The sequence below is a fragment of the Halolamina salifodinae genome (assembly GCF_017874235.1).
Classification (GTDB): Archaea; Halobacteriota; Halobacteria; order Halobacteriales; family Haloferacaceae; genus Halolamina; species Halolamina salifodinae.
The window spans coordinates 37410-57614 of sequence record NZ_JAGGLC010000004.1 but is presented as its reverse complement, the minus strand read 5'-3'; the positions used below and the strand labels follow the sequence as shown (position 1 = coordinate 57614).

At 67.1% G+C, this 20205-nt stretch carries 18 protein-coding genes and 1 pseudogene; 8 read left to right on the top strand and 11 right to left on the bottom strand.

Annotated elements, in window-relative coordinates; genetic code table 11:
* Positions 1 to 65 precede the first annotated feature (65 nt).
* The 4 genes from J2753_RS09665 to J2753_RS09650 all read right to left on the bottom strand — a co-directional run bounded on the left by J2753_RS09665 (position 66) and on the right by J2753_RS09650 (position 5230).
* Positions 66 to 698: a fibrillarin-like rRNA/tRNA 2'-O-methyltransferase gene (locus J2753_RS09665; RefSeq protein ID WP_209491746.1), complete on the bottom strand. Its 633-nt coding sequence runs from the start codon at positions 696 to 698 to the stop codon at positions 66 to 68.
* A complete protein-coding gene (locus tag J2753_RS09660) occupies positions 691 to 1563 on the bottom strand; it encodes an NOP5/NOP56 family protein (protein WP_209491745.1) in 873 nt (290 codons plus the stop codon). The genes J2753_RS09665 and J2753_RS09660 overlap by 8 nt, the downstream gene beginning before the upstream one ends.
* Before the next feature lie 282 nt (positions 1564 to 1845).
* Positions 1846 to 2646, bottom strand: coding sequence for a sulfite exporter TauE/SafE family protein (locus J2753_RS09655; protein ID WP_209491744.1), 801 nt, complete (start codon positions 2644 to 2646; stop codon positions 1846 to 1848).
* 127 nt (positions 2647 to 2773) lie between these two features.
* Positions 2774 to 5230: a heavy metal translocating P-type ATPase gene (locus J2753_RS09650; RefSeq protein ID WP_209491743.1), complete on the bottom strand. Its 2457-nt coding sequence runs from the start codon at positions 5228 to 5230 to the stop codon at positions 2774 to 2776.
* Between the two features lie 127 nt (positions 5231 to 5357).
* Here J2753_RS09650 and J2753_RS14445 point away from each other — a divergent pair.
* A pseudogene (locus J2753_RS14445) lies at positions 5358 to 5609 on the top strand (RNA-guided endonuclease TnpB family protein); the annotation flags it as partial.
* A gap of 107 nt (positions 5610 to 5716) precedes the next feature.
* On the opposite strand, the gene J2753_RS09645 reads toward J2753_RS14445, so the two are convergent.
* Both J2753_RS09645 and J2753_RS09640 read right to left on the bottom strand, forming a co-directional pair.
* Positions 5717 to 7357, bottom strand: a complete 1641-nt coding sequence (locus J2753_RS09645; protein ID WP_209491742.1) for a hypothetical protein — start codon at positions 7355 to 7357, stop codon at positions 5717 to 5719.
* Positions 7358 to 7547: 190 nt separating this feature from the next.
* Positions 7548 to 8129: a peroxidase-related enzyme gene (locus J2753_RS09640; RefSeq protein ID WP_209491741.1), complete on the bottom strand. Its 582-nt coding sequence runs from the start codon at positions 8127 to 8129 to the stop codon at positions 7548 to 7550.
* Between the two features lie 117 nt (positions 8130 to 8246).
* Here J2753_RS09640 and J2753_RS09635 point away from each other — a divergent pair, with 117 nt between their 5' ends.
* Entirely contained in the window at positions 8247 to 8990 is a 744-nt protein-coding gene (locus J2753_RS09635; protein ID WP_209491740.1) for a GNAT family N-acetyltransferase, read from the top strand.
* On the opposite strand, the gene J2753_RS09630 is transcribed toward J2753_RS09635, so the two are convergent.
* Complete coding sequence (locus J2753_RS09630) at positions 8972 to 9466, bottom strand: metal-dependent hydrolase (RefSeq protein WP_209491739.1); 495 nt, start codon at positions 9464 to 9466, stop codon at positions 8972 to 8974. The genes J2753_RS09635 and J2753_RS09630 overlap by 19 nt on opposite strands.
* A 45-nt stretch (positions 9467 to 9511) precedes the next feature.
* Entirely contained in the window at positions 9512 to 9769 is a 258-nt protein-coding gene (locus tag J2753_RS09625; RefSeq protein ID WP_209491738.1) for a CDGSH iron-sulfur domain-containing protein, read from the bottom strand.
* Between the two features lie 243 nt (positions 9770 to 10012).
* Between J2753_RS09625 and J2753_RS09620 the strand changes: the two genes are divergently transcribed.
* Positions 10013 to 11293 (top strand): MFS transporter, encoded by a 1281-nt coding sequence (locus tag J2753_RS09620; protein ID WP_209491737.1) that lies wholly within the window; start codon positions 10013 to 10015, stop codon positions 11291 to 11293.
* Between the two features lie 45 nt (positions 11294 to 11338).
* On the top strand, positions 11339 to 12964 hold the full coding sequence (locus J2753_RS09615) for a potassium channel family protein (protein WP_209491736.1): 1626 nt from the start codon (positions 11339 to 11341) through the stop codon (positions 12962 to 12964).
* 9 nt (positions 12965 to 12973) lie between these two features.
* On the opposite strand, the gene J2753_RS09610 is transcribed toward J2753_RS09615, so the two are convergent.
* Entirely contained in the window at positions 12974 to 13561 is a 588-nt protein-coding gene (locus J2753_RS09610) for a DUF998 domain-containing protein (RefSeq protein WP_209491735.1), read from the bottom strand.
* Between the two features lie 24 nt (positions 13562 to 13585).
* Positions 13586 to 15085, bottom strand: coding sequence for an acetate--CoA ligase family protein (locus J2753_RS09605; protein WP_321168808.1), 1500 nt, complete (start codon positions 15083 to 15085; stop codon positions 13586 to 13588).
* Between the two features lie 120 nt (positions 15086 to 15205).
* Between J2753_RS09605 and J2753_RS09600 the strand changes: the two genes are divergently transcribed.
* A complete protein-coding gene (locus J2753_RS09600) occupies positions 15206 to 15592 on the top strand; it encodes a hypothetical protein (RefSeq protein ID WP_209491734.1) in 387 nt (128 codons plus the stop codon).
* Between the two features lie 230 nt (positions 15593 to 15822).
* A complete protein-coding gene (locus tag J2753_RS09595) occupies positions 15823 to 17982 on the top strand; it encodes a DUF7527 domain-containing protein (protein ID WP_209491733.1) in 2160 nt (719 codons plus the stop codon).
* 23 nt (positions 17983 to 18005) lie between these two features.
* Here J2753_RS09595 and J2753_RS09590 read toward each other — a convergent pair whose 3' ends face one another.
* Positions 18006 to 18311 (bottom strand): hypothetical protein, encoded by a 306-nt coding sequence (locus tag J2753_RS09590; RefSeq protein WP_209491732.1) that lies wholly within the window; start codon positions 18309 to 18311, stop codon positions 18006 to 18008.
* Between the two features lie 178 nt (positions 18312 to 18489).
* On the opposite strand from J2753_RS09590, the gene J2753_RS09585 reads away from it, so the two are divergent.
* Together J2753_RS09585 and J2753_RS09580 are read left to right on the top strand one after the other, a co-directional pair.
* Entirely contained in the window at positions 18490 to 19809 is a 1320-nt protein-coding gene (locus tag J2753_RS09585; protein WP_209491731.1) for an adenylosuccinate synthase, read from the top strand.
* A 181-nt stretch (positions 19810 to 19990) separates the two neighbouring features.
* On the top strand, positions 19991 to 20179 hold the full coding sequence (locus J2753_RS09580) for a methytransferase partner Trm112 (protein ID WP_209491730.1): 189 nt from the start codon (positions 19991 to 19993) through the stop codon (positions 20177 to 20179).
* Positions 20180 to 20205: the final 26 nt, after the last annotated feature.

The following is a 20205-nucleotide window of genomic DNA, read 5'->3' as shown; positions in this document are numbered from 1 at the left end:
TGAGGGCCCCCGCGTAAATAGGGTGCCGGCTCCGGAACGCGCGGCGTACCAGCCCCCGGCAGCGATTACCGCTTCCGGGCGACGACGCCGAGGTGGTCGTCGTGATACGGCTCCAGTCGTTCGGTTTCGAGGATCTCGTAGGACTCCGAGAGCGTCTCCCGAACGTCTTCAAAGACTTCGTCGGGGTCGGCGACGACGTTCTCGCTGCGGGCCTTGATCGCCGCCAGCAGGATCCCGTCCGCTGCGAGGAACTGCGCGTTGCGGTTCGCCACGTCGGCCTGCCCGCGGGTCGCTACGTCCTGCACGATGGAGTCGAGCCCCGACTCCACGACCCCGGCGTACTCGCTTGGCTTCCGGGCGTCGGCGAGCAGCGGGAACAGATTGGGCCGCGACTCGGCCACGTCCACCAGATCCCGGACGGGCCGCGGGGCGAACTCCACCGCGTACGTCGGCCCCGAGAAGTCGGCGACGTGGCTCACGGTCGTCCCGGAGGCGGCGCCGAGGTACAGGATCGACTCGCCGCCGGCGAGGTGGGTGTCCATCCCGAGTTCGAGCATCGCACCGAGTTTCGACCGGCCGGCGTCCCAGACGCGCCGGCCGTCGACGGTCGGCTCGCCGTACACCGGTTCTCCCTCCGTGGTCAGGCGCTCCTCGCCGGCGATGCTGCGACGGTCGACGCCGTCGGGGAGCTTACTCATCGTCGCCCTCCGTGGTCTCGTCCGCACGCGCGCGAATCGTCGCCATTCGCTCCCGTAGGTCCTCGTGAACGCTCGCACGTCGGTCGCCCGAGTAGTGGTCGATGCGGGCGGCGATGGAGAGTTTCCCCGCCAGCGCGCGCGAGGCCGACCCGCGGTCCTCGAGCGGCGTGCCGTTGACGAACTCGTGGGTGAAGATCACGCCGTGCTTGGGCGAGGGGGCGTGCCCGCGCAGGTGCGCGAACAGCGCATCCTCGGCACCCAGCACCTGCACGGTGCCGGAGGGCATCTTTGCCAGCGACTCAAGCCCGCCCGCCAGCGAGATCAGCCGCGCCGCGAGCACGGCCCCGGCCATCTCCGCGAGGTTCGGGGCCACCTCGGGCGCGCGGCGCTCGATGAACGTCCGCAGGTCGTCGCGCTCGTCGCGCAGGTCGATTGCTCGCTGGGCCAGCGAGATAGCTCGCTCCTCGGTCGCGTCTTCCGGTTCGCGGTCGGCGACGACGGCCGCGAAGTCGAGGCCGGTCGCGTCGGCCTCGACGTCGAGCAGCGCACCGGCCCACTCTTCGAGGCGCTCGGCGAGTTCGTTGGCCGTGCGTTCCGTGTCGTCCATGGCACGAATACTATGCTTTAACTGTTGGTCATCTGCCCTTTCTTCTTCTTCTGCGGCTTCTCGGGCAGCGTAAACCGTTGCTTGGTGGAGTTTTTCGTAATACTCCTCCTTGTCTTCTGCAAATCCTGACTCAACAGCCTTAGTGGGCCAATCCTTTGGCGTTTCTGCAGTTCCGTTTTCAATGGCTTTTCGGGCGGCTCCAAGATCGCCAGGTGGAACCGATTCAAACCAACCTGAGTCGGCACCGGCGTCAGTCATATACAAGACAGTAGGCTCGAATTCGTATATGCATCCCGGTGTAGTAGTCCCCAAACACGTCTCAAAACGGCGTTGTTGAAACCGTCAACTGCTAGTAGACTCTAGCGCAGCTCGATAATTATGAGAATATAGACGGGTAGGGCAGTTAGATGAACGTAGGAGCTAAGCCTCCTTCTTCAGCGAGCACCGACGAAGGGAAGGGACGAGCAGGGGGAGGATCCGGCACCGCGCTGTTCCCACACCTGTTCGACGAGAACGGGCGGCCCGAGAGACCGACCGTGATCACCACGGACTGTATATCGGCACCTCGATATGCGGGATCGAGACGCCGACCAGTTCGAGGCCGTGGGCGAGAGGCATCCATCCGAGTACCAGGAACGCGACACCAAGTGCGCGATGCAGTCGCTCCCGATGGGTGTCGCCGATCGACTGAATGATCGTCCCGTAGAGGAACAGGGTCGGGAACGTTCCCAGCCCGAGCAGCCCGAGCGAGACGGCGCCAGTCATTGGTGATCCTTGAGCAAACGCGTACAGGAACGCCGGGTAGAGGATCGGGCAGGGAAGTAGTCCGTGAACGAGCCCAAGACCGATGATTCCGGGGCCGTTCGCCCACTGCTCGACGTGGCCTGCGAGGCGACCGTACACCTTCCCGAACGTGCCCCCGCCGAACAGACCATGGCCACCGAACCGGCCTGAGACGTACTGGAGGCCGACCGCGAGGATGGCGAGACCGACAACGATGCCACTGACCGCTCGGACGGCGTTCCCGACTGTCGTCACGGCGCCCGCGGCGCCGTAGAACAGCGACCCGGCAAGCCCGAACAGACTGCCCAACACCGCATAGCTCACCGTCCGGCCGGCGTTGAATAGTGCGTGTTGGCGCACTTCGAACAGCGTGAGGGCACCCCTGCCGCCGCCGCTGGTCATGCGATCCGCGTACATCGTCACCAGCGGACCGCACATCCCGAGACAATGGGCGCCGCCAAGCACTCCGACGACGAGAAACACGACCGTCTCTACGTCCCGAGTCGGGAGCAGCCCCGTATGGAGCGGCAGTGTGAGGACGCTCGATATCGTGGTCATCGGCCCCCCAGCGGAACGGTGGCGCCTGGCATCCAACTTACCGTTACAGTGCTCGAAATCCGCATACCCGACGTACGGGGCGGCACGGCTTCGGGGTTCTGGTTCGATTGACGAACGGGGGTGATCTTCACGTTTCCTCGTCGAGTAGTGGGCGCGAGGAGTTGGTGACGACCAGTAGGCTGCTCGCGGCCATTGCGACGGCCGCGAACAGCGGGTTGAGCATCCCGGAGAGTGCGAGTGGGATCGCGACCGCGTTGTAGAGGAACGCCCAGCCGATGTTCTGTTTCACCCGGGTCCCCGCAGCGGTGGACAGATCGAAGACGGTCTGGAGTGAGTCGAGATCGTCGTCAACGATGGCCATGTCGGCGGCGTCGACCGCAATCGCGGTCCCGCTCCCGAGTGCAACACCGAGGTCTGTGGCCGCGAGCGCCGGGCCGTCGTTCGTCCCGTCGCCGACCATAGCGATACTGCGCCCGGCGCCGAGCCGGCGGACGGTTTCGACTTTCCCTTCCGGCGGAACGCCAGCGAACACTCGGTCGATAGCTGGGTGGTCCCGGAACGTCGTCGTCGCCTCACCCTCGTCACCGGTCAGCAACACGACCTCGATACCGCGGTCGCCGAGCGCAGAGACGGTCTCCTTCCAGCCATCCCGTGGCTGATCACCTAACACGACCGTGCCCATGGCCGTGCCGTCGCGGCCGACGACGATAGGCAGGTCGCCAGCGTTGCGCGCGTGCTCGGCTCGTTCCACGAGCCCTTCCGAGAGCGTCCAGCCTCGTTCGCGGAACAGGTCCGGGTGTCCGACGAGGATCGATCGCCCATCGACAGTTCCCGAAACCCCGTTCGCGTGGTTGGTGAACTCCGTGACTACGTTCGTGCTGTCTGATCCACCCGACGCGACCGTCCCCCCGTCCGTGCGGGCCCCACCAGTCCCCGAACCATTAGCCCCGTCGCTGAACGCCCCGGCAATGGCATCGGCGACCGGGTGCGAGGATCGCGCTTCCAGCGCGGCTGCAGCCGCGAGTAAGTCGTCCGGCGCGTCGGCCGTACGGAGTTTCAGTTGGCCGGTCGTGAGGGTGCCCGTCTTGTCGAAGACGACCGTGTCGACGCTGCGAAGACGCTCGAACACGGTCTCGTCGAACACGACGATGTTGCGCTCGATTGCGTCCCGGATACCCGCTGCGACCGCGAGCGGCGTTGCCAGTCCCAGCGCACAGGGACAGGAGACCAGCAACACGGTGAGCGAGACGAGCACCGACTGGGTGATCCCCGCCCCGAGCAGGAAGTAGCTGACGCCGGCGACGGCAGCGAGCAGCACCACAGTCGGGACGAAGATGACGGCGAGCTTGTCTGCGAGCTTCTGAATCCCGCCGTTACCACTCTGGAGGTTCCACAGCAGGCTCGTCACCCGGTCGACACTGCTGGTGGCACCCTCGCCGACACGGACGACGAGCGAGCCACTCGAGAGGACTGACCCGCCAACCACGGAATCGCCCGCACGCTTCGACACCGGGAGCGATTCGCCAGTGACGACTGCCTCGTCGACGGTCCCGTCGCCGTCGATGACCTCGCCGTCGACCGGAACACGCTCGCCCGTTCGGACGAGAACGCGGTCGCCCCCTTCCAACTCCGCCACGTCGACGGTCATCGTCGAGTCGTCCGGCTCGTAACGGGTCGCGTCGGAGACCTGATCACGGCGTAACTCCGAGAGCATCCCCATCGCCCGGTGCTTGATCGAGGACTCGTAGTAGTTGCCCGCAGTGACGACCACGATGATCGCGACAGTCACGTCGAAGTAGACATCGATACGTCCGAGTGCGGCCGCGAGCGCGCTGTAGGAGAACGCGCTGACTGCCGCCAGCGCGACCAGCAGGTCCATGTTCGGCTTGCGTGTCCGTAGGCTCACGAGCGCCCCCCGGAGTATCGGCTGCCCGACCCCGAACAGGATGAGAGCGGTCAGCAGGCCGAGGACGACGAAAAAGTAGCTACCGCCCGCCAGCTGCTCGCGGGCCATCTCGGCCAGCCACGGCGGGTAGAGGTTGAAGTGGACCGGATAGATGTAGACTATGTAGGGGATCATCACCGACATGCCGAGCATTGCGCCTGCGGCGACCCGCCAGAGCAGCGAGTCCTCCGCACGGTCGGCGGCGGTGTGGTCCTCCCTGTCGGCAGCGACGTAGCCTGCCGTCGTGAGACTCTCGGCGACTGCTGTCTCGTCGATGGTCTCGGGATCGTGGTCCACCCGGACCGTCTCGGTGACGTAGCTCGCCTGCGTGCCGCTGACTCCCTCTTCCCGCGCCGCGAGCGATTCGAGAAACGCTTCGCAGGTCGTACAGTGCATCCCGCTGACGTGGAAGTAGCTTCGCTCGTAGCCCTCTGGCGGTTCGTCGTCGACGGCGTCCTCGCTCTCGGCTGCCTCCCGGACATCGTCCTCGTCGATATCCGAAACGTCGCCGAGGGCATCGTGCACGTCCCGACAGCCCACGCAACAGAACGTCTCGTCTTCCCCCTCGATGCGGCCTCGGCTGAGAGAGAGCCCACAGAGCGCACAGCTCCCCTCCGTGTCGCCCTCGTCGACGTTCATCGTCGCCGGCCCTGCCCGCGGTCGGGGCTGCCACAACCGTGGTCCGGGACCGTGCTTCCGCGTCGTAGTATCTGGGACATCGTTTCTGAGGTCTGGACGTATCCCGTTTGGCGCTCGCACCTAAAGGAGACTCGGTCGGCGGAGTCAGCAAGCGGAGTTCGTGTGTCCGCATGACGACTGCCACGTATCGGAGTTCCAAGCAGATATTAACGCGGCGGCGAACATCGCCGGTCGCGTAGACCCGTGGGGAGAGAGCGTCCGTTGGGAAGGCGGATGCGATGACTCGCCACAGGATGGGAGCGCCTGTGACAGCACCATAGTCCACCGAGAGACGAGTCCGAAAGCCGGACAGATGACGCTTTCGGGGTTTTCGGGCTGAAACCTGCCGAACCGGATTCCCCTCGTAGGGGAAGCCCCGCCGTTTACGGCGGGGAGGATGTCACATCTGTATAGACGTTCCCGAAACGAGATAACGAACGATTGGTTTCAGGAGAACTGTTGATCCAGTACGTTCATCGCGACTTCAGGATCGAACATCCCCGAACCGTAGAATATCGAAAGCGGCAGTTCGTGGCCGTCGTCTTCGTATTGTTCGCGCCACCACTCGGCCAACGCTTTGAGGTCGCCTGCGCTCACGAGCCGAATGTCTTCGCCGACCTGCATCTCGAGCTGTTCCGCGTGTGTCTCGGCGTTCTCGCTGAACTCGGGAGCGATGACGAGGAACCACTCAACGTCGTGCTGTTCTGCCTTCGTGTCGATGTAGCTCTTGATCTTGCTCCGCGTGGTGCTCCCCATCTTGAACTCCCGTGCCCGTCGTTTGTTGTCCCACAGTAGCCACTTTCCTTCCTGTTCGATCTCGCCGTCTGCGACGACGCCGCTTGCCTGCTGTCCGAGCAGCTCAGTCCCCGATAAGTTGAATACTTCGCTGAATATCTCCGCGGTCGCGTCCTCAAAGAGCACGTCAAGCTTCTCGGACGGGTTATCCGCGTCAACGAGATCCTGAAGCTGTGGGGGGACTTGCTGAACGGTCCCATCCGCGATATCCTCGAAGGCGCTCAGATACAGGTCGACGTCGGGATCATCGTCCCCGACGGACTTCTGGGACTGTTCGAAGTACTCGATTATCGCCGAGATCATCTCCTCGGTTTTCTGCTTGTGGGCATCGAGGCCGTATCGATCGACGACTGCTTTCAGTTCCACTTTCGTGAGTGCGTACCGAAGGAGTTCGCTCGGGAACACGCCGTCTTTGACGATGCTCTTGCGGCGTCGGTCGTTACGCCCTCCAGTCTTCGATTCGATACCGTAGTGATCCCGAACGTCGACGAGCAGGGACTGGCGATCGAACGGGTCGATAGCCTCCAGCATCCGAAGATAGTTCTCTTCGGACATCTCGTAGTAGAGCCAGTCCCGAACGTAATCGGCGTAGTCCTCGGGGATCCCGACCAGTTCCTTCGTCTCCTCGGTGTTCACTTCGTAGAGGATCGCTTGCTCCTGTAGTGACCAGAGCCCCTTCTCAATCGTATCGATCGCGTGTTCGGGGCTGTCGGAGCGCCTCACTTTCGGGAAGCGGCCGATCGCTGAGAGCCGCTTGAAGAAGTCCAGCCACGTGTAGTACTCGTGTTTGCTCTCGTGGGAGCGATTATGCAGTTCGAAGTAGCTGTACACCATGTGTAGCTCCGAGTCGTCAACGTCGTTCTTGTAGCTGACTCCCGCTTTCGCGAGATGGAGGAGGTCATCGGACTCAGAGAAATCATCCTCGCCGAACTCCTCGATAACCTGACGCTGCCACGCCTGAACGTTCTCGAGAAGTTCGCTTTTCGGCATACTGTAGCCCGGTCGCTGAATGAGTTGGCGGAGAATGCCGTACCGGATCACGAGTGCCTGATACGGCGAATCGTTGAGCGCGTGTAGGCGCGGCGGCGTGAAACCGTTGAGCTCGGCCTCGAGCCGTTCGTCTGAAGCTAGTGCCGGAACGTACTCCTCGGTATACTTCTCGCGATCGTCGAAACCGTCGTGCTTGAACGATTCTGGATCGAACGAGTCGGTTTCGGATTTCGTCTCGTCCTTCCTGAAGCGTTTCTCTTCGTAGCTGTTCCATTCTTCGTCGATCAGTTCTCGTAATCGCATCTTGGTATCGATTCACAATACGGTAACTTCAACATTCCCCACACATCCTAGATGGCTCCGTTCATATCGGAGCCGGGCGTATTTACGCCCGGCCGCCGCCGGTCCGACCATGACTCCGCCCCAGTCGATGCTGCTGGTCGTCGACGCCGCAATCGCGGTCTGAGCGCCCCGACCAGAGCCCCACCGTCCGTTAGCGCCCCATCGTGTGGAACTCCGAATTGGGCCGCATGTCCGCGAACATCGCCATCCGATTACTGAGGTTGAAAAAGGCGGTGACGGCGGCGATGTCCCACATCTCCTCCGGGCTGTAGCCCACCTCGGCCAGTCGCTCCAGATCCGCCTCGGTGACGCGGTCGGGGTACTCGGTCAGCTTCACCGCCACGTCGAGCATCGCCATGCGCTTCTCGCTCACGTCGGCCTGCCGGTAGTTCGCGACCAGTTGGTCCGCGAGTTCGGGGTTGCCCGAGTAGATCCGCGCGAGCGCGCCGTGGGCGACGTTGCAGTAGTAGCAGTGGTTCCGGCCCGAGACGGCGACCACGATCATCTCTATCTCCTCGCGGTCGAGTGCGGCGTCGTCGACGAGCGCGTCGTGGTACGCGAAAAAGGCCCGGAAGTGGCTCGGCTTGTAGGCGAACGCCGAGAACACGTTGGGTGTGAAGCCGGCCTCCTCGGTTTCGGCGCCGATGCGCTGCTGGAGGTCCTCCGGGAGGTCGTCGAAGTCCGGCACGTCGAAGCGGGTCATCGCGTCGTCGTCGAGTTCGGGGTCCGTCATCGCCGGTCGTTCGGCGCGGGACCACTTCAAGACACCCGAGAAACGGTCGAGCCGGCCTGCCGCCGCCCGGCGGTGTGAGCCCCGAAGCTTTCCGGCTCGGCCCCAATACGTCGACAGATGGCGCTCGCGCCCGACACCGAGGATCGGATCGCCCGCTACTGGGCCGAGCGGCTGGGCTGTTCGCCGGCGGCGTTCCGGGAGTCGGGCGTTACCGTCACCGGACACGCGAACGAGGAGACGATCCGCCTACTCCGTCGCCAGAACGCGCTCGTGGTCGCCGTGCCCGCGGACCTCGGGGATGCGACTGCGGGCCACAGCGAGGCGGTTTTCGATGCCGACTTTCCAGGGACTGACGCGGTCGAGCGCGCACTGGCCGATACTGATACAGCAATCGACGCGGTTCACGGCCCGTACGTACTCTGGTACGTCGACCAGCCCGCGTTCTCGCCGGTCGAGTCGGACGCCCGTCTGCTCGTGGGGGCGGACGAGTCCGCGTTCGAACGCCTGCGCGAGCGCGTCCCCGAGGCCGACTGGGCGCGTGCGTCGCCGACGTTCCGGCCGGGGCAGACGGCAGGGCTGTTCGAAAGCGAGCGACTCGTCGCGGTCGCGACGCTGACGCACCTCCCGCTTCCGGACGTCGGCGTCGTCGTCGATCCCGAGCACCGCGGGCGTGGCTACGGGCGCGCGGTCGTCTCAGCGATCACCGCGGCGGCGTTCGACGCCACCGCGGACGCGGTGGTTCGCTACCGCACGCCGGCGTCGGCGGCGGCGTCGCTCTCGCTGGCCGAATCACTGGGGTTCGAGCGCTGGGCCCGGAGCGCGGTGCTGGTGCTCGACCGGGGTCAGACCGGGAGTCCCTGAACCGCCAGCGCGCCCGCGACGGCGACGGCGAACACGCCCAGCAGGAGGAGGCCGTAGTTCGCAATGGTGCTGTCCGCGCGGGTGAGATAGAGGCTGAACTCCCGGCCCAACGGCCAGAACAGATTGACACCGGCGGGGGTAAGCACGTCGCCGAACAGGTGGGCGCCGACGCTCACGGCGCCGACGAAGAAGCCGAACGCCGAGAGTCTGGCCTGATCGAGTATGTCGAGGCCATTGGCCAGCAGCGCGCCCGCGCCGGCGAAGGCGCCGCCGACGAGCGCGGCGAACAGCAGCGAGTGGGTCGGCCCGCGATGGGGAATCCCCGGGATGCGGTGATCCAGATCCGGCAGCATCGCCAGCCAGAGCATGGCGCCGCCGGTGACCAGCGCGGCGAGCGGTTCGCCCGCGGCGACCAACAGGTAGCCGATGGGGGCGAACACCAGTAGCGATACCCCGAGATGGCCGGTCCGATACACACCCAGACTGCGCGCGTCATCGCCCTAAAGTGATCGGCCGACCTGTCACTCAGCCTCTTCGTCGCCGTGCTCGACGGTCTCGCCGTCGGCGAACGTGACGCTCGCGATCTCGCGGCGCTCGCCGTCGACGTAGCAGTAGACGCCGTCGCCCTCGTCCTCGGTCCGCCGGTGGGAGCCGTCACAGAACGGGTGCTCGTCGCTGAGGCCGCAGCGACAGACCGCGATGTCGCCCTTCTCGGGGTCGATGTCCTCCTCGTCCAGATATTTCGGGCCGTGGGCCTCCCGGGTCACGTGGCGAGTCATGACCCAGACGTGGGCGTCGGCGTGGATAGCTCTTGGGCGCCGGCGGTATCGATGTGGCAGGTCGACGGGGACGGCACTACGCCGACGTCTCGGGTGTTAAGTACACCACCATCGTTGCTGGGAGCATGTCCACGGCCCGCCTCGGCGTCGCCAGCGAATCGAGCCTCGCGCCTCCGGCCTCGGCATCGGGTTTGAACCCCGGTCTGGCCCCGTCTGGCGGCCGGCGCACCTGCCCCGTCTGAGATGGGCGGCCAAACGACAAACTCGGCCGCCGCGGAGGGGGCGCTCCCGTTCTCGCGGTGGTGGTTGGTCGTCGCCGCCGCGTTCGGGATGGGCGCTGCCGGGAGCTACGAGTTCGTCTGGTCGTCGATCCGCGGGCCGCTCGGGTCGCAGGTCGGCGCCTCCGAGCAGACGCTCGGCAGCCTGTTCACGCTGCTCATCGTCGCCCAGACGCTCTCGCAGTTCCCCGCTGGCTGGGTCCGGGACCGTTACGGCCCACGCCTGCCCATGCTCGTGGGCACGGTCATGCTCGCCGGCGGGTACGGCGCGCTCTCGGTCGTGGCGACGCCAATAGCCACTGCCGTCGCCGTGTTGGTCGGCGGTTCGGGCGCGGGGACCGTCTACAGCGTCACGGTGAACACCCCAGTCAAGTGGTTCTCCACACACCGTGGCCTCGCGACGGGGCTGGTGACGATGGCCTACAGCGGCCTGAGTGTCGCCCTCATCCCGGCAGTCCGCGGCGGGATCGGCGGCACGTTCGCATCGACGCTGTTCGCGCTGGCGGCATTGGTCCTGGTGGCCTGTCTCGTCGGCATCGTCGTCATCCGGGACCCGGAGGAGGGGACGAGCGACGACAGTACTCAGGAAGACACGACGAGTGAGGCGAACGAGGGCATCAGTGACGACAGCAGCGATGGCGTCAGTGAGGCGCCCAGCTATGGCTGGCGCGAGGCGATGCGGACGTGGCAGTTCTGGCTGCTCTACGCCGTCTTCGTCGTCATCAACGGCATCGGCCTGATGCTCATCGAGAAGGTCATCGCGTTCGCCGACGGCCTCGGCCTCCCGGCGGCGGTGGCGACCGGCGCGGCCTCGACCATCGCCTTCGGGGACGGCGCCGGCGTGGTCAGCGGCGGCGTCGTCGCCGACCGACTACACCCGACGCGGACTGTCGGTGTCGCGCTCCTGCTGGGGTCCCTCGCCGTCGCGGGCGCGGTGGTCGCCGGCGGCAACGGGTACGGGACGGTGTTCGTCCTGCTTGTCGGCGCCACCGCCTTCTTCCGGAGCCCGGTGTTCGCGGTGTTTCCGGGGCTGCTCAGCGACTACTACGGCACTGGCCATTCGTCGGAAAACTACGCGGTGATGTACACCGGCAAACTCTGGGGGAGCGTCCTCGGCGGCACGGCGACGAGCGCCCTCATCGCCGCAATCGGGTGGGGACAGTCGTTCCTGCTCGCGGCGGGGCTGCTGGCGCTGGCCGGCCTCGCCATGTTCGCGGTCCGGCCGGTCGAACGCACGGCAGCCTGAGCCACGGCCGGCGGCTTTTAGCCCCCCGCACCGGAAGCCCGACGTATGGCGAAGCCGGCACGCCGCGCGGGGCTCTACCTCCTGGCCACCGCGGGGGTGATACTGGTGTACGCGCTGCTCTACCAGCTCGGGATGGCCCGTCTCGAGGGGGTGGAGATGCGGTTCATCGAGGCGCTCCACGTCGTCGTCGAGACGTTCACGACCGTCGGCTACGGCGAGCAGGCCGAAAGCTGGAACTCCACCGCGATGCTCGCGCTCTCCATCGCGATGCAGCTCACCGGCGTCGCGCTCATCTTCCTCACGCTGCCGGCGTTCGTGCTGCCGCTGTTCGCGGAGGCGCTGGCCTCGGGGCCGGCGCGGATCTACGACGGCGAGGACCACGTGGTGATCTGTACGTTCTCGCCCACCGTCGACACGCTGATCACCGAACTCGAGGCCCGGGGGCAGCCCTACGTCGTCGTGGAGTCCGACGACGAGACTGTCGAGACGCTGGAGGCGGATGGCGTGGAGATCGTACAGGGCAACCCCGAGGACGTAGAGACCATGGCGGCGGTGTCAGTCGACGAAGCCGACGCGGTCGTCGCGGCCGACGACGACGAGACCAACGCCAGCGTGATTCTCGCGGCCCAGCACGTCGCCCCCGAGACGCGCGTGCTGAGTCTGGTCGAGGACGAGAACCACGCCGACTACCACCGCTACGCCGGCGCCGACGAGGTAGTCCAGCCCCGACAGGTGCTCGGCGAGTCGCTGGCGGGCAAGGCGTCGACGGCGATCTACTCCGGCCTCAACGACGCCGTCGAGATCGCGGAGAACTTCGAGATCGCTGAACTCCTGGTGCAGGGCGGCTCCGACCTCGAAGGCCGCACCGTCGGGAACGCTGTGACCGACGACCTGCCCGGGACCCACGTCGTGGGTGCGTGGTTCCGCGGGGAGTTCGTCTCGGCGCCCGACCCCAACCGCCGCATCGACGACCATACGGTGTTGCTGGTGGCGGGGCCGGCAGCGGGCGTCGAGGCGATGAAGGATCGCAGCCTCGACGGCGACCGGCCGCCCCAGGACCACCTCGTCATCGCGGGCAACGGCGTCACCGGCTCCGCGGTCGCTGAGACCGCCACGAGCGGGGGGCTCTCGGTCACCATCGTCGACGTGGAAGACAGCCCGAGCGTCGACGTGGTGGGTGACGTGACCGATCCCATCACCTTAGAGGACGCCGAGATCGAGGACGCCGACGCGCTGGTGCTCGCACTGAGCGAGGACACCACCGCGCTGTTCGCTGCGCTCGTCTCCCGGCAGGTCGCCCCGGCGACGGGGATCATCGCCCGCGCAAACGACGCCGACTCCTCGCCGAAGCTCTACCGGGCCGACGCCGACTACGTGCTCTCGCTCCCGACCGTGAGTGGTCGGATGCTCGCCTCGAAACTGCTGGACGAAGAGGTGATCACGCCCGAGACGCAGGTAGAGTTGGTCCGCCGCGAGGCGCCCGCGCTCGTCGGGCGCACGCTCGGGGAGGCGAACGTGCGCGCCCGGACTGACTGTACAGTGCTCGCAGTCGAGCGGGACGGCCAGACCATCACGGGCGTCGACGCCGGCTTCCGGATCCGGGAGGGCGACACGCTGGTCGTGGCAGGCGACGACGACGCCGTCGACGCGTTCGCGGAGCTCGTCGCCTAGCGAACCGCCCTACATCGGCCGCCCGGGACGTTCCGGACTGAGGCCGACCACCCAGAGCCCGAACAGCGCCGCCCCGACGAACTCCGGGACGGCGATGCCGCCGCCGTCGAGCCAGAGCAGCCAGACTGGCCACGCGAGCACGGCGAGCACGCCGACTACAACCGACAGCTTCCCGCTCGCGAGACGGAACCGCGCCACGCCGTCGACGACGGCCGTCAGCGCGGCGAGCAGGAAGAACGTGACCGCGAACGGCAGGTGGAGCGGATTACCCGACGGCGCGAGGCCGACGCCGCCCATCGCCGCGATGGCGAGCAGGTAGCTCGCGGCCCGGATCCGGCCCAGCACGCCGGGCGCGGCACTCCACAACGCCCACGCGTACGGCATACCAACGACGGCGCCGCCGACGAGCACACCGTTGAACAGCCACGCCGTCGCCGGCGCCACGCCCAGATCCGAGAGCGCGCTGGCTTGCCAGTCGAACGTCGAGGAGAGCGCCGTCGCGAGCAGGATGCCGCCGAGTGAGACGATGACGGCCGCTGGGCCGGTAAGCCGGGCGGCCTGCCGGCCCGACAGACCTGCGTCGGGGGTGGAGGACACGTCACAGGGTTGGTGTCCTGGAAGTTAGCCCTTCGGGCGCTCCCAGACGAGCACGCGGTCGCCCGGGAGGTCGAGTTCCGGCGAGGGCGTCGCGGCTTCGAGATCCTCGCGCGTCGGGTGCTCCTTCCGTCGGTCGACGGTCGCCGCGAAGTCAATGAGCGACGCGACGGCGTCCATGGACTTGGCGGGGTCCTCGTAGACGGGTACGTGCTCACGGAGTTTCGCGTACGGCGGCGTCTCGGTCGGGTCATCGGGCTCCTTTCGGCCGGTCCAGAGCACGACTGCGGGGTCGTCGGCGTCGGCGACGATGGACTTCAGATCCGCGGCGACCTCTTCGGCGCGGTCGTCAATCCCCGAGAGCCCGATGGCGAACACGTAGGCGTCGAAGCTGTCGTCGGCGAACAGCGTCTCGGCGATTTCCGGGAGCACCTCCGCGCCATACCCCCGGATGTCCGCGGGGTTATGGAACTCCCCGAAGGTGAGTAGCTGCTCCATGTCGAGTAACGTCTGCTCGGTCTCGCCGGCGATGTCGGGCAGTTCGAGGTCTCGTTCGGCGGCCATGTCCGCGAGCAGGCTCGCCAGCCCGCCGCTCGTGGAGGCCACACAGACTCTGTCGCCGTCGGGGGAGTCGTACTCGTCGTGGGCGCTCCCGCGCGCGAGTAGGTCCGGGATGTCCGGGGCGCGCTCGACGCCGGTCTGGCGGAACGCGGCGTTCCACGCGTCGTCGTCGCCGGTCAGCGAGCCAGTGTGGGAGAGCGTCGCCGCCTCGGCGACCTCCGAGGAGCCGACCTTTACGGAGACGACCGGCGTGCCCGCGCGCGTGGCCGCGTCCGCGACGCGCATGAACCGCTCGGGGTCCGCGATCCCCTCGACGTAGGTGCAGATCACGTCGACCTCCGGCTGTTCGGCGAGGTAGGCGACGTAGTCGCTGGTGGTCAGGTCCGCCTCGTTGCCCGTCGAGACGATGTGGCTGAAGTGGATATCCCGGTCGGCCGCGCGCTCGAAGAACGTCGTGAACGCCAGCGCGCCCGACTGGCTCACCAGCGCGATGGAGCCCTGCTCCGGCTCGCGAGAGCAGGTCGCCGTCAGCGTCGCACCCGCGGCGGACATGACGCCGATGCAGTTCGGGCCGACCACGTCGATGTCCGTCTGGTCGGCGGCCGCGGCGATTTCGGCCTCGATCTCGGCGCCCTCCTCCTCGGCTTCGGAGAACCCCGCCGTCACGACCAGTGCGGCCGGCACGCCCCGCTCCCCCGCGGCGCGGACCACATCGACGACGTACTCACGGGGGACGCTCACGACGACGAGGTCGACCGTCTCGGGCACGTCGTCGATATCGTCGTAACAGTGCCGGCCCCACACCTCCTCGCGGCCGGGGTTGACGGGGTAGAGCTCCCCGTCGAACCCGTAGTCGAGGAGGTGATCGATGAGGTTGCCGGCGTAGAACGAGTCGGGGCTCGCACCGACGACCGCGACGGAGCCCGGGTCGAACAGCGGGTCGAGTTTGGGCGAGTCAGGTAGCACGACCCCGACGTTTGCGATACCATCACAAAAGCGATTGGGTACCACGGAACACCACCGGAGAACGAGTGAGTGGATTGATCTACGACCCGTCAGTTTCGGGGGCGTGCGAGGGATCGTCCGATGACGCTGGCCGCCGACGGATCGCGGCTCACGTCCGTCCGTGAGGGCCGGTATGCTGACGCGGTGACTGCGCTCGCGTGGCTCGTCGGCGCCGCCACGACCGTGGCTCACCCGGCGGGGCTGGCCGTTGCTGGCCTCTTGCTGGGGATCGTGGCCCCGTCGCCGGCGCGAGCGCTCGCGAGCGCCGCGAGTTTCGGCATCGTCGTCGCCGCGGCCATCACGACGTGGGTCGCCGTCGTCGGCACGTGGCCCGTCAGCGTCGGAATGTGGGCTGCCAGCGCTGGGCTGAGACCTGTTACCAGTATCGTCGCTGACCCGCTGCTGGCGGTGGTACTGGCGCTGCTCGTTCCCCCGACTGTCGCCACGCCCATCCGGGCGCTGGCCTGACCGGCAGCCGACGACGGCCCGAGGTGGTGTGACTACCGTGGTCGACAGTTCCCGACCGAAAACTGCTCGCGCTGGTGTGTGATTATGTTGCTCCTGTCGCTGGTGGAGTCTCTGATCGGCCCCCGGAGCGAACCGATCAGGAACCGGGCGTGACCCGTCAACCGGCTGTTCTGTTCGCGGCGGCGGCTCCACAAAGTATTTTGACCACACAGGGTGACTACCGTCCAACGATGGAGCGTAATACGGTCGAGCGGGTGACCGAGTGGGGCTCGGAGCCGTTCAACGGCGGGCACGCCGGGCTACACGAGTTCGCGGACCGGGATTTCACCGGCGCCGTCACTGACGGCGCAGGCTGGCTGTTCATGCTCAACGGCCGGGTTGTTGGGGTGTTCGACGGCGACCTCTCCCGGTTTTCCGACGCCGATGGCACGGCCTACGTCGCCCCCGATCAGTCGCTCCCCCTCCTGTTCGCCATGCAGGAGACGGGTGGCGAGGTCCGCGGGGAGTACTACACCGAGGAGACGCCGCTCTCGGAGGTGGACCGCACCCTCCAGTCGGGCAACTTCACGGGCTACGTGGAGCTATCCGAGAACGTCCTCTCGGGGGACTACTACCTCGTCTACTACGGCGGCCGGCGCCTGCCGGTCGCGTTCGTCGGCAACCAGGATCGCCGACTCACCGGCGACGAGGCGTTCGAGCGCGCCGCCGACGAAGTGGGGATCTATCGGGTCAAGACGGTCGATCTCGAGATCACCGACATCCCCGAACCGGCGGGCGCGGACTCCACGACGGCCGCGGCCGCCGCGAGCGATTCCTCGGCCGAGGAGACCACCGCGACACCCGACGAGCCTGTCGCGACACCCGACGAGCCGGCCACGACGTCGACTGACACGGCGACCGGGACCGAAACGCCGAGCCCGACTGAAGCGACAACGGCGACCGAGGAGGCTACTCCCACGGCCACGCAGCCGGAGCCCGACCCCGAAGAGGCCACACCGGCCGAGCCCGTGGAAGCGGCCAAAACGACGGAAACCGACGCCACGGAAGCCGACTCGATACCGAGCGAGTCCTCGACGGGGGAGACGACGCCGACGACCTCGCGGGAACGCCGGACGAGGGATTCGGCGCCGGCGTCGACGCCCGACGAGCCGACTCCCTCCACGACGCAATCGACGACCGAGTCCACGACGGCGGAGCCGACGCCGGCGACCGACGCCGCGGCGTCGGAGGGCAGCGAGTTCGCTGCCGAGGCCGAGTGGCAGGGAACGTCGACGATCCCCGCGCTCGACCCCGAGGAGTCGGTGTCGATGGAGTCCGAGACCCCGCCCGCCGAACCGGCGGAGGCCGGGGGTGCGGTTGCGGGAGCAGGAGCGGGCGCTGCCGCGACCGCCGGCGTTCCCGCGGAAGAGGTCGAGGCGCTCCGGGACGAGCGCGACCGCCTGCGTGAGCGTGTCGAGACGCTGGAGGGCGAGACCGAGCGACTCGGCAGCGAACGCGACCGGCTGGAGCGCGAGCGCGACGAGGCGGCGTCGACGGCCGAGGGGCTGGAGGACGAACTCGAGGAGCTCCGGGCCACCGTCGACCGACTGGAGGCGGAGTTAGAGACGGCCGAGACCGAACTCGCGGCCGCCCAGGAGTACATTCCCGAGGGGGACCACGAGATTTCGCCAGAGGAGGCGATGCAGGGGACGAGCCTGTTCGTCCGCTACGAGCGCGAGGGCGGGCCGACGCTGGAGGACGCCCACAACGGCGACGCCGGCCGCGACGCGGTCAACGGGAACGTCCGGCTCGAACGCCACACGGAGTTCGAGGACGAGGGGGCGCTCGTCGACGGCGAGCCGTTCGACGAGTGGCTGCGCGACACCATCGAGTACGGCTTCGTCAACTGGCTCACCGGGACGTTCGTCCACGATATCCGGGAGACGCGCAACCAGACCGCGCTCGGGAAGCTGTTCGACGCCATCCCGGAGATCGACCGGATCGAGTTCCGCGGCAGCGTCGACCTCGGCGAGGTGGCCGAGAACGAGGAGGGGGCCGGCTCCGAGAGCGCCGCCTTCGACGTGGTGCTCCGGGACCGGATGGGCCAGCCGCTGATCGTGACCGACCTCAACGACTCCCGGGAGCCCGCGACCGAGCCGATGCTGGAGTCGCTGATTCGGAACGCGACGCCGGTCGGCGAGGCGAGCGAACGGCTGTCGGCGGCGTTCTACGTCACGAGCAGCTACTACGAGCCGGGTGCCCTCGAGACCGCCGAGGAGGCCACTGGCGGCGGCATCCTGAGTCGCGGCAAGAACAAGAGCTTCGTGCGGCTCTCGCGAAAGGACGGCTACCACCTCGCGCTGGTGGAGACCCGCGACGGGGAGTTCCACGTCACCGTCCCCGAACTGTAGGCCGCAGAAAACCAGCTAAAGCGTCAGTTTTCGGCTTCCGGCGCCGACTCGATCCGCATGTCTCGGAGCTTCTCGACGGTGCTGTCGAGCTTCTCGTCGAGATCTTCGACGAACTCTGCGGTGTGGTCGGTGGTGATCGCACCCTGACTCGACGGCTCGATGAGGTTCTCCTCCTCGAGCACGCGCAGCGAGTAGCGAACCTTGTGGTGCGGGTAGCCCGTCTCGTTCGACATCTTCACGATCCCGATCGGCTCGTTCTCGATGACCATGCGGAGGACTTGGAGGTGCCGCTCCAGCATGTCCACTTCTTTCTCCAGTCGATCTATCATGCTGTATGTTAACTTCTCTTGCGAGAGCTTAAAACTTCCCCTCGGCGGCGGGCGGCGTCGGGCCGGATGGGTAGCGTACGCATGGGACGCAGTTAACCGTTCGGTCACCGGCGGCGCGGGGGTGGGCACCGACTGACGCATCGTAATCGGTTTAGCCGGGGCTACTGAACCCCCGCGTATGACCGTTACAATCGTCGGGGCTCAACTCGGCGACGAAGGGAAGGGCGCCCTCGTCGACCGCTGGGGCGAGGAGGCCGACACTGTCGTGCGATATCAGGGCGGAGACAACGCTGGCCACACCGTCGTCGAGGGCGGCGAGGAGTACAAGCTCTCGCTGGTCCCGAGCGGCTGTGTCCGCGGCAAGACCGGCGTGCTGGGGAACGGCTGTGTCGTCAACCCCCGAACGCTGTTCGACGAGATCGAGACCCTGCGCGAGCAGGGTCTCGACCCCGACGTGCGCGTGGCCAAGCGCGCTCACGTGATCATGCCGTACCACCGCGTGTTCGACAACATGGAAGAGGCCGACAAGGAGGACACCGACATGAAGGTCGGCACCACCGGGCGTGGCATCGGCCCGACCTACGAGGACAAAGCCGGCCGGCGCGGCGTTCGGGTCGGCGACCTGCTCGACATGGACGTGCTCCGGAGCCGACTCGAGTACACCGTCCCGCAGAAGCGCGCGGTCGCCGAGGACGTGTTCGGCATCGAGACCGGCGTCGAGTTCGATGTCGACCAGCTCGTCGCGGAGTACGCCAACTACGGCCAGCGCCTCCGCGAGAACGGGATGCTCGTCGAGGCCGGCGACTTCCTCTACGAGCAGCACGAATCGGGTGGCAACCTCCTGTTCGAGGGCGCACAGGGGACGAGCATCGACATCGACCACGGGAACTACCCCAACGTCACTTCCTCGAACCCGACCGCCGGCGGCGCCGCCGTCGGCTCCGGCGTCGGGCCGGGCATCGTCGGCGACGGCGAAATCGTCGGTATCGTGAAGGCGTACCTCTCGCGCGTTGGCGAGGGACCGCTCCCGACCGAGATGAACGAAGACGAGGAAGATCTCGCCGACGAGATCCGCGAGAAGGGCGGCGAGTTCGGCACCGTCACCGGCCGCCCGCGCCGCATCGGCTGGCTCGACGTGCCGATGCTTCGCCACGCCGCGCGGCGCTCGACGTTCACCGGGCTGGCGGTGAACCACGTCGACGTGCTCGCCGGGCTAGAGGAACTGAAGGTCTGTCACAGCTACGACCTCGACGGCGAAACGCGGACGACCATGCCCGCGACGACCGAGGAGTGGGCGCGCTGTGAGCCGAACTTCCGCGAGTTCGAGACGTGGAGCGAACAGGACTGGAGCGCCGTCGCCGCCGAGGGGCACGAGGCGCTGCCCGCGGCCTGCCGTGACTACCTCGAGTACCTCGAGGCCGAACTCGACGCACCCGTCTACGCCGTCGGCGTCGGTCCCGACCGCGACCAGACCGTCGAGCGCCAGACCCCCTGGTAGCGACCGGGGTGGCGAACAGGCGACCGATCCACATCGCTTCACGAGCCGGATGGTCACGCTCCTGCCGGGGCCGGCCCGCGGCATCCGTCAGCGCACGGACTGACTGGTCCCGTGTTCCTACTTGAGGGTTCGGCCGGGAGAACCCGCAGCCTTTTGCCCCATCCGACCCCACCAGCACCACATGAAGGAGTCGCTGATGGAGATCGTCTGCTGCCCGATGGACAAACACGAGCTCGAACTCGACGCCGACGAGCGCGAGGACGGGGAGATCATCTCGGGGACGCTGACTTGCACCGACTGCGGCGAGTCCTACCCCATCGAAGACGGTATCCCGAACCTGCTCCCGCCGGACATGCGCGACGAGGCCTGACGCGGGAACCTTTTTCAGCGAGTCGC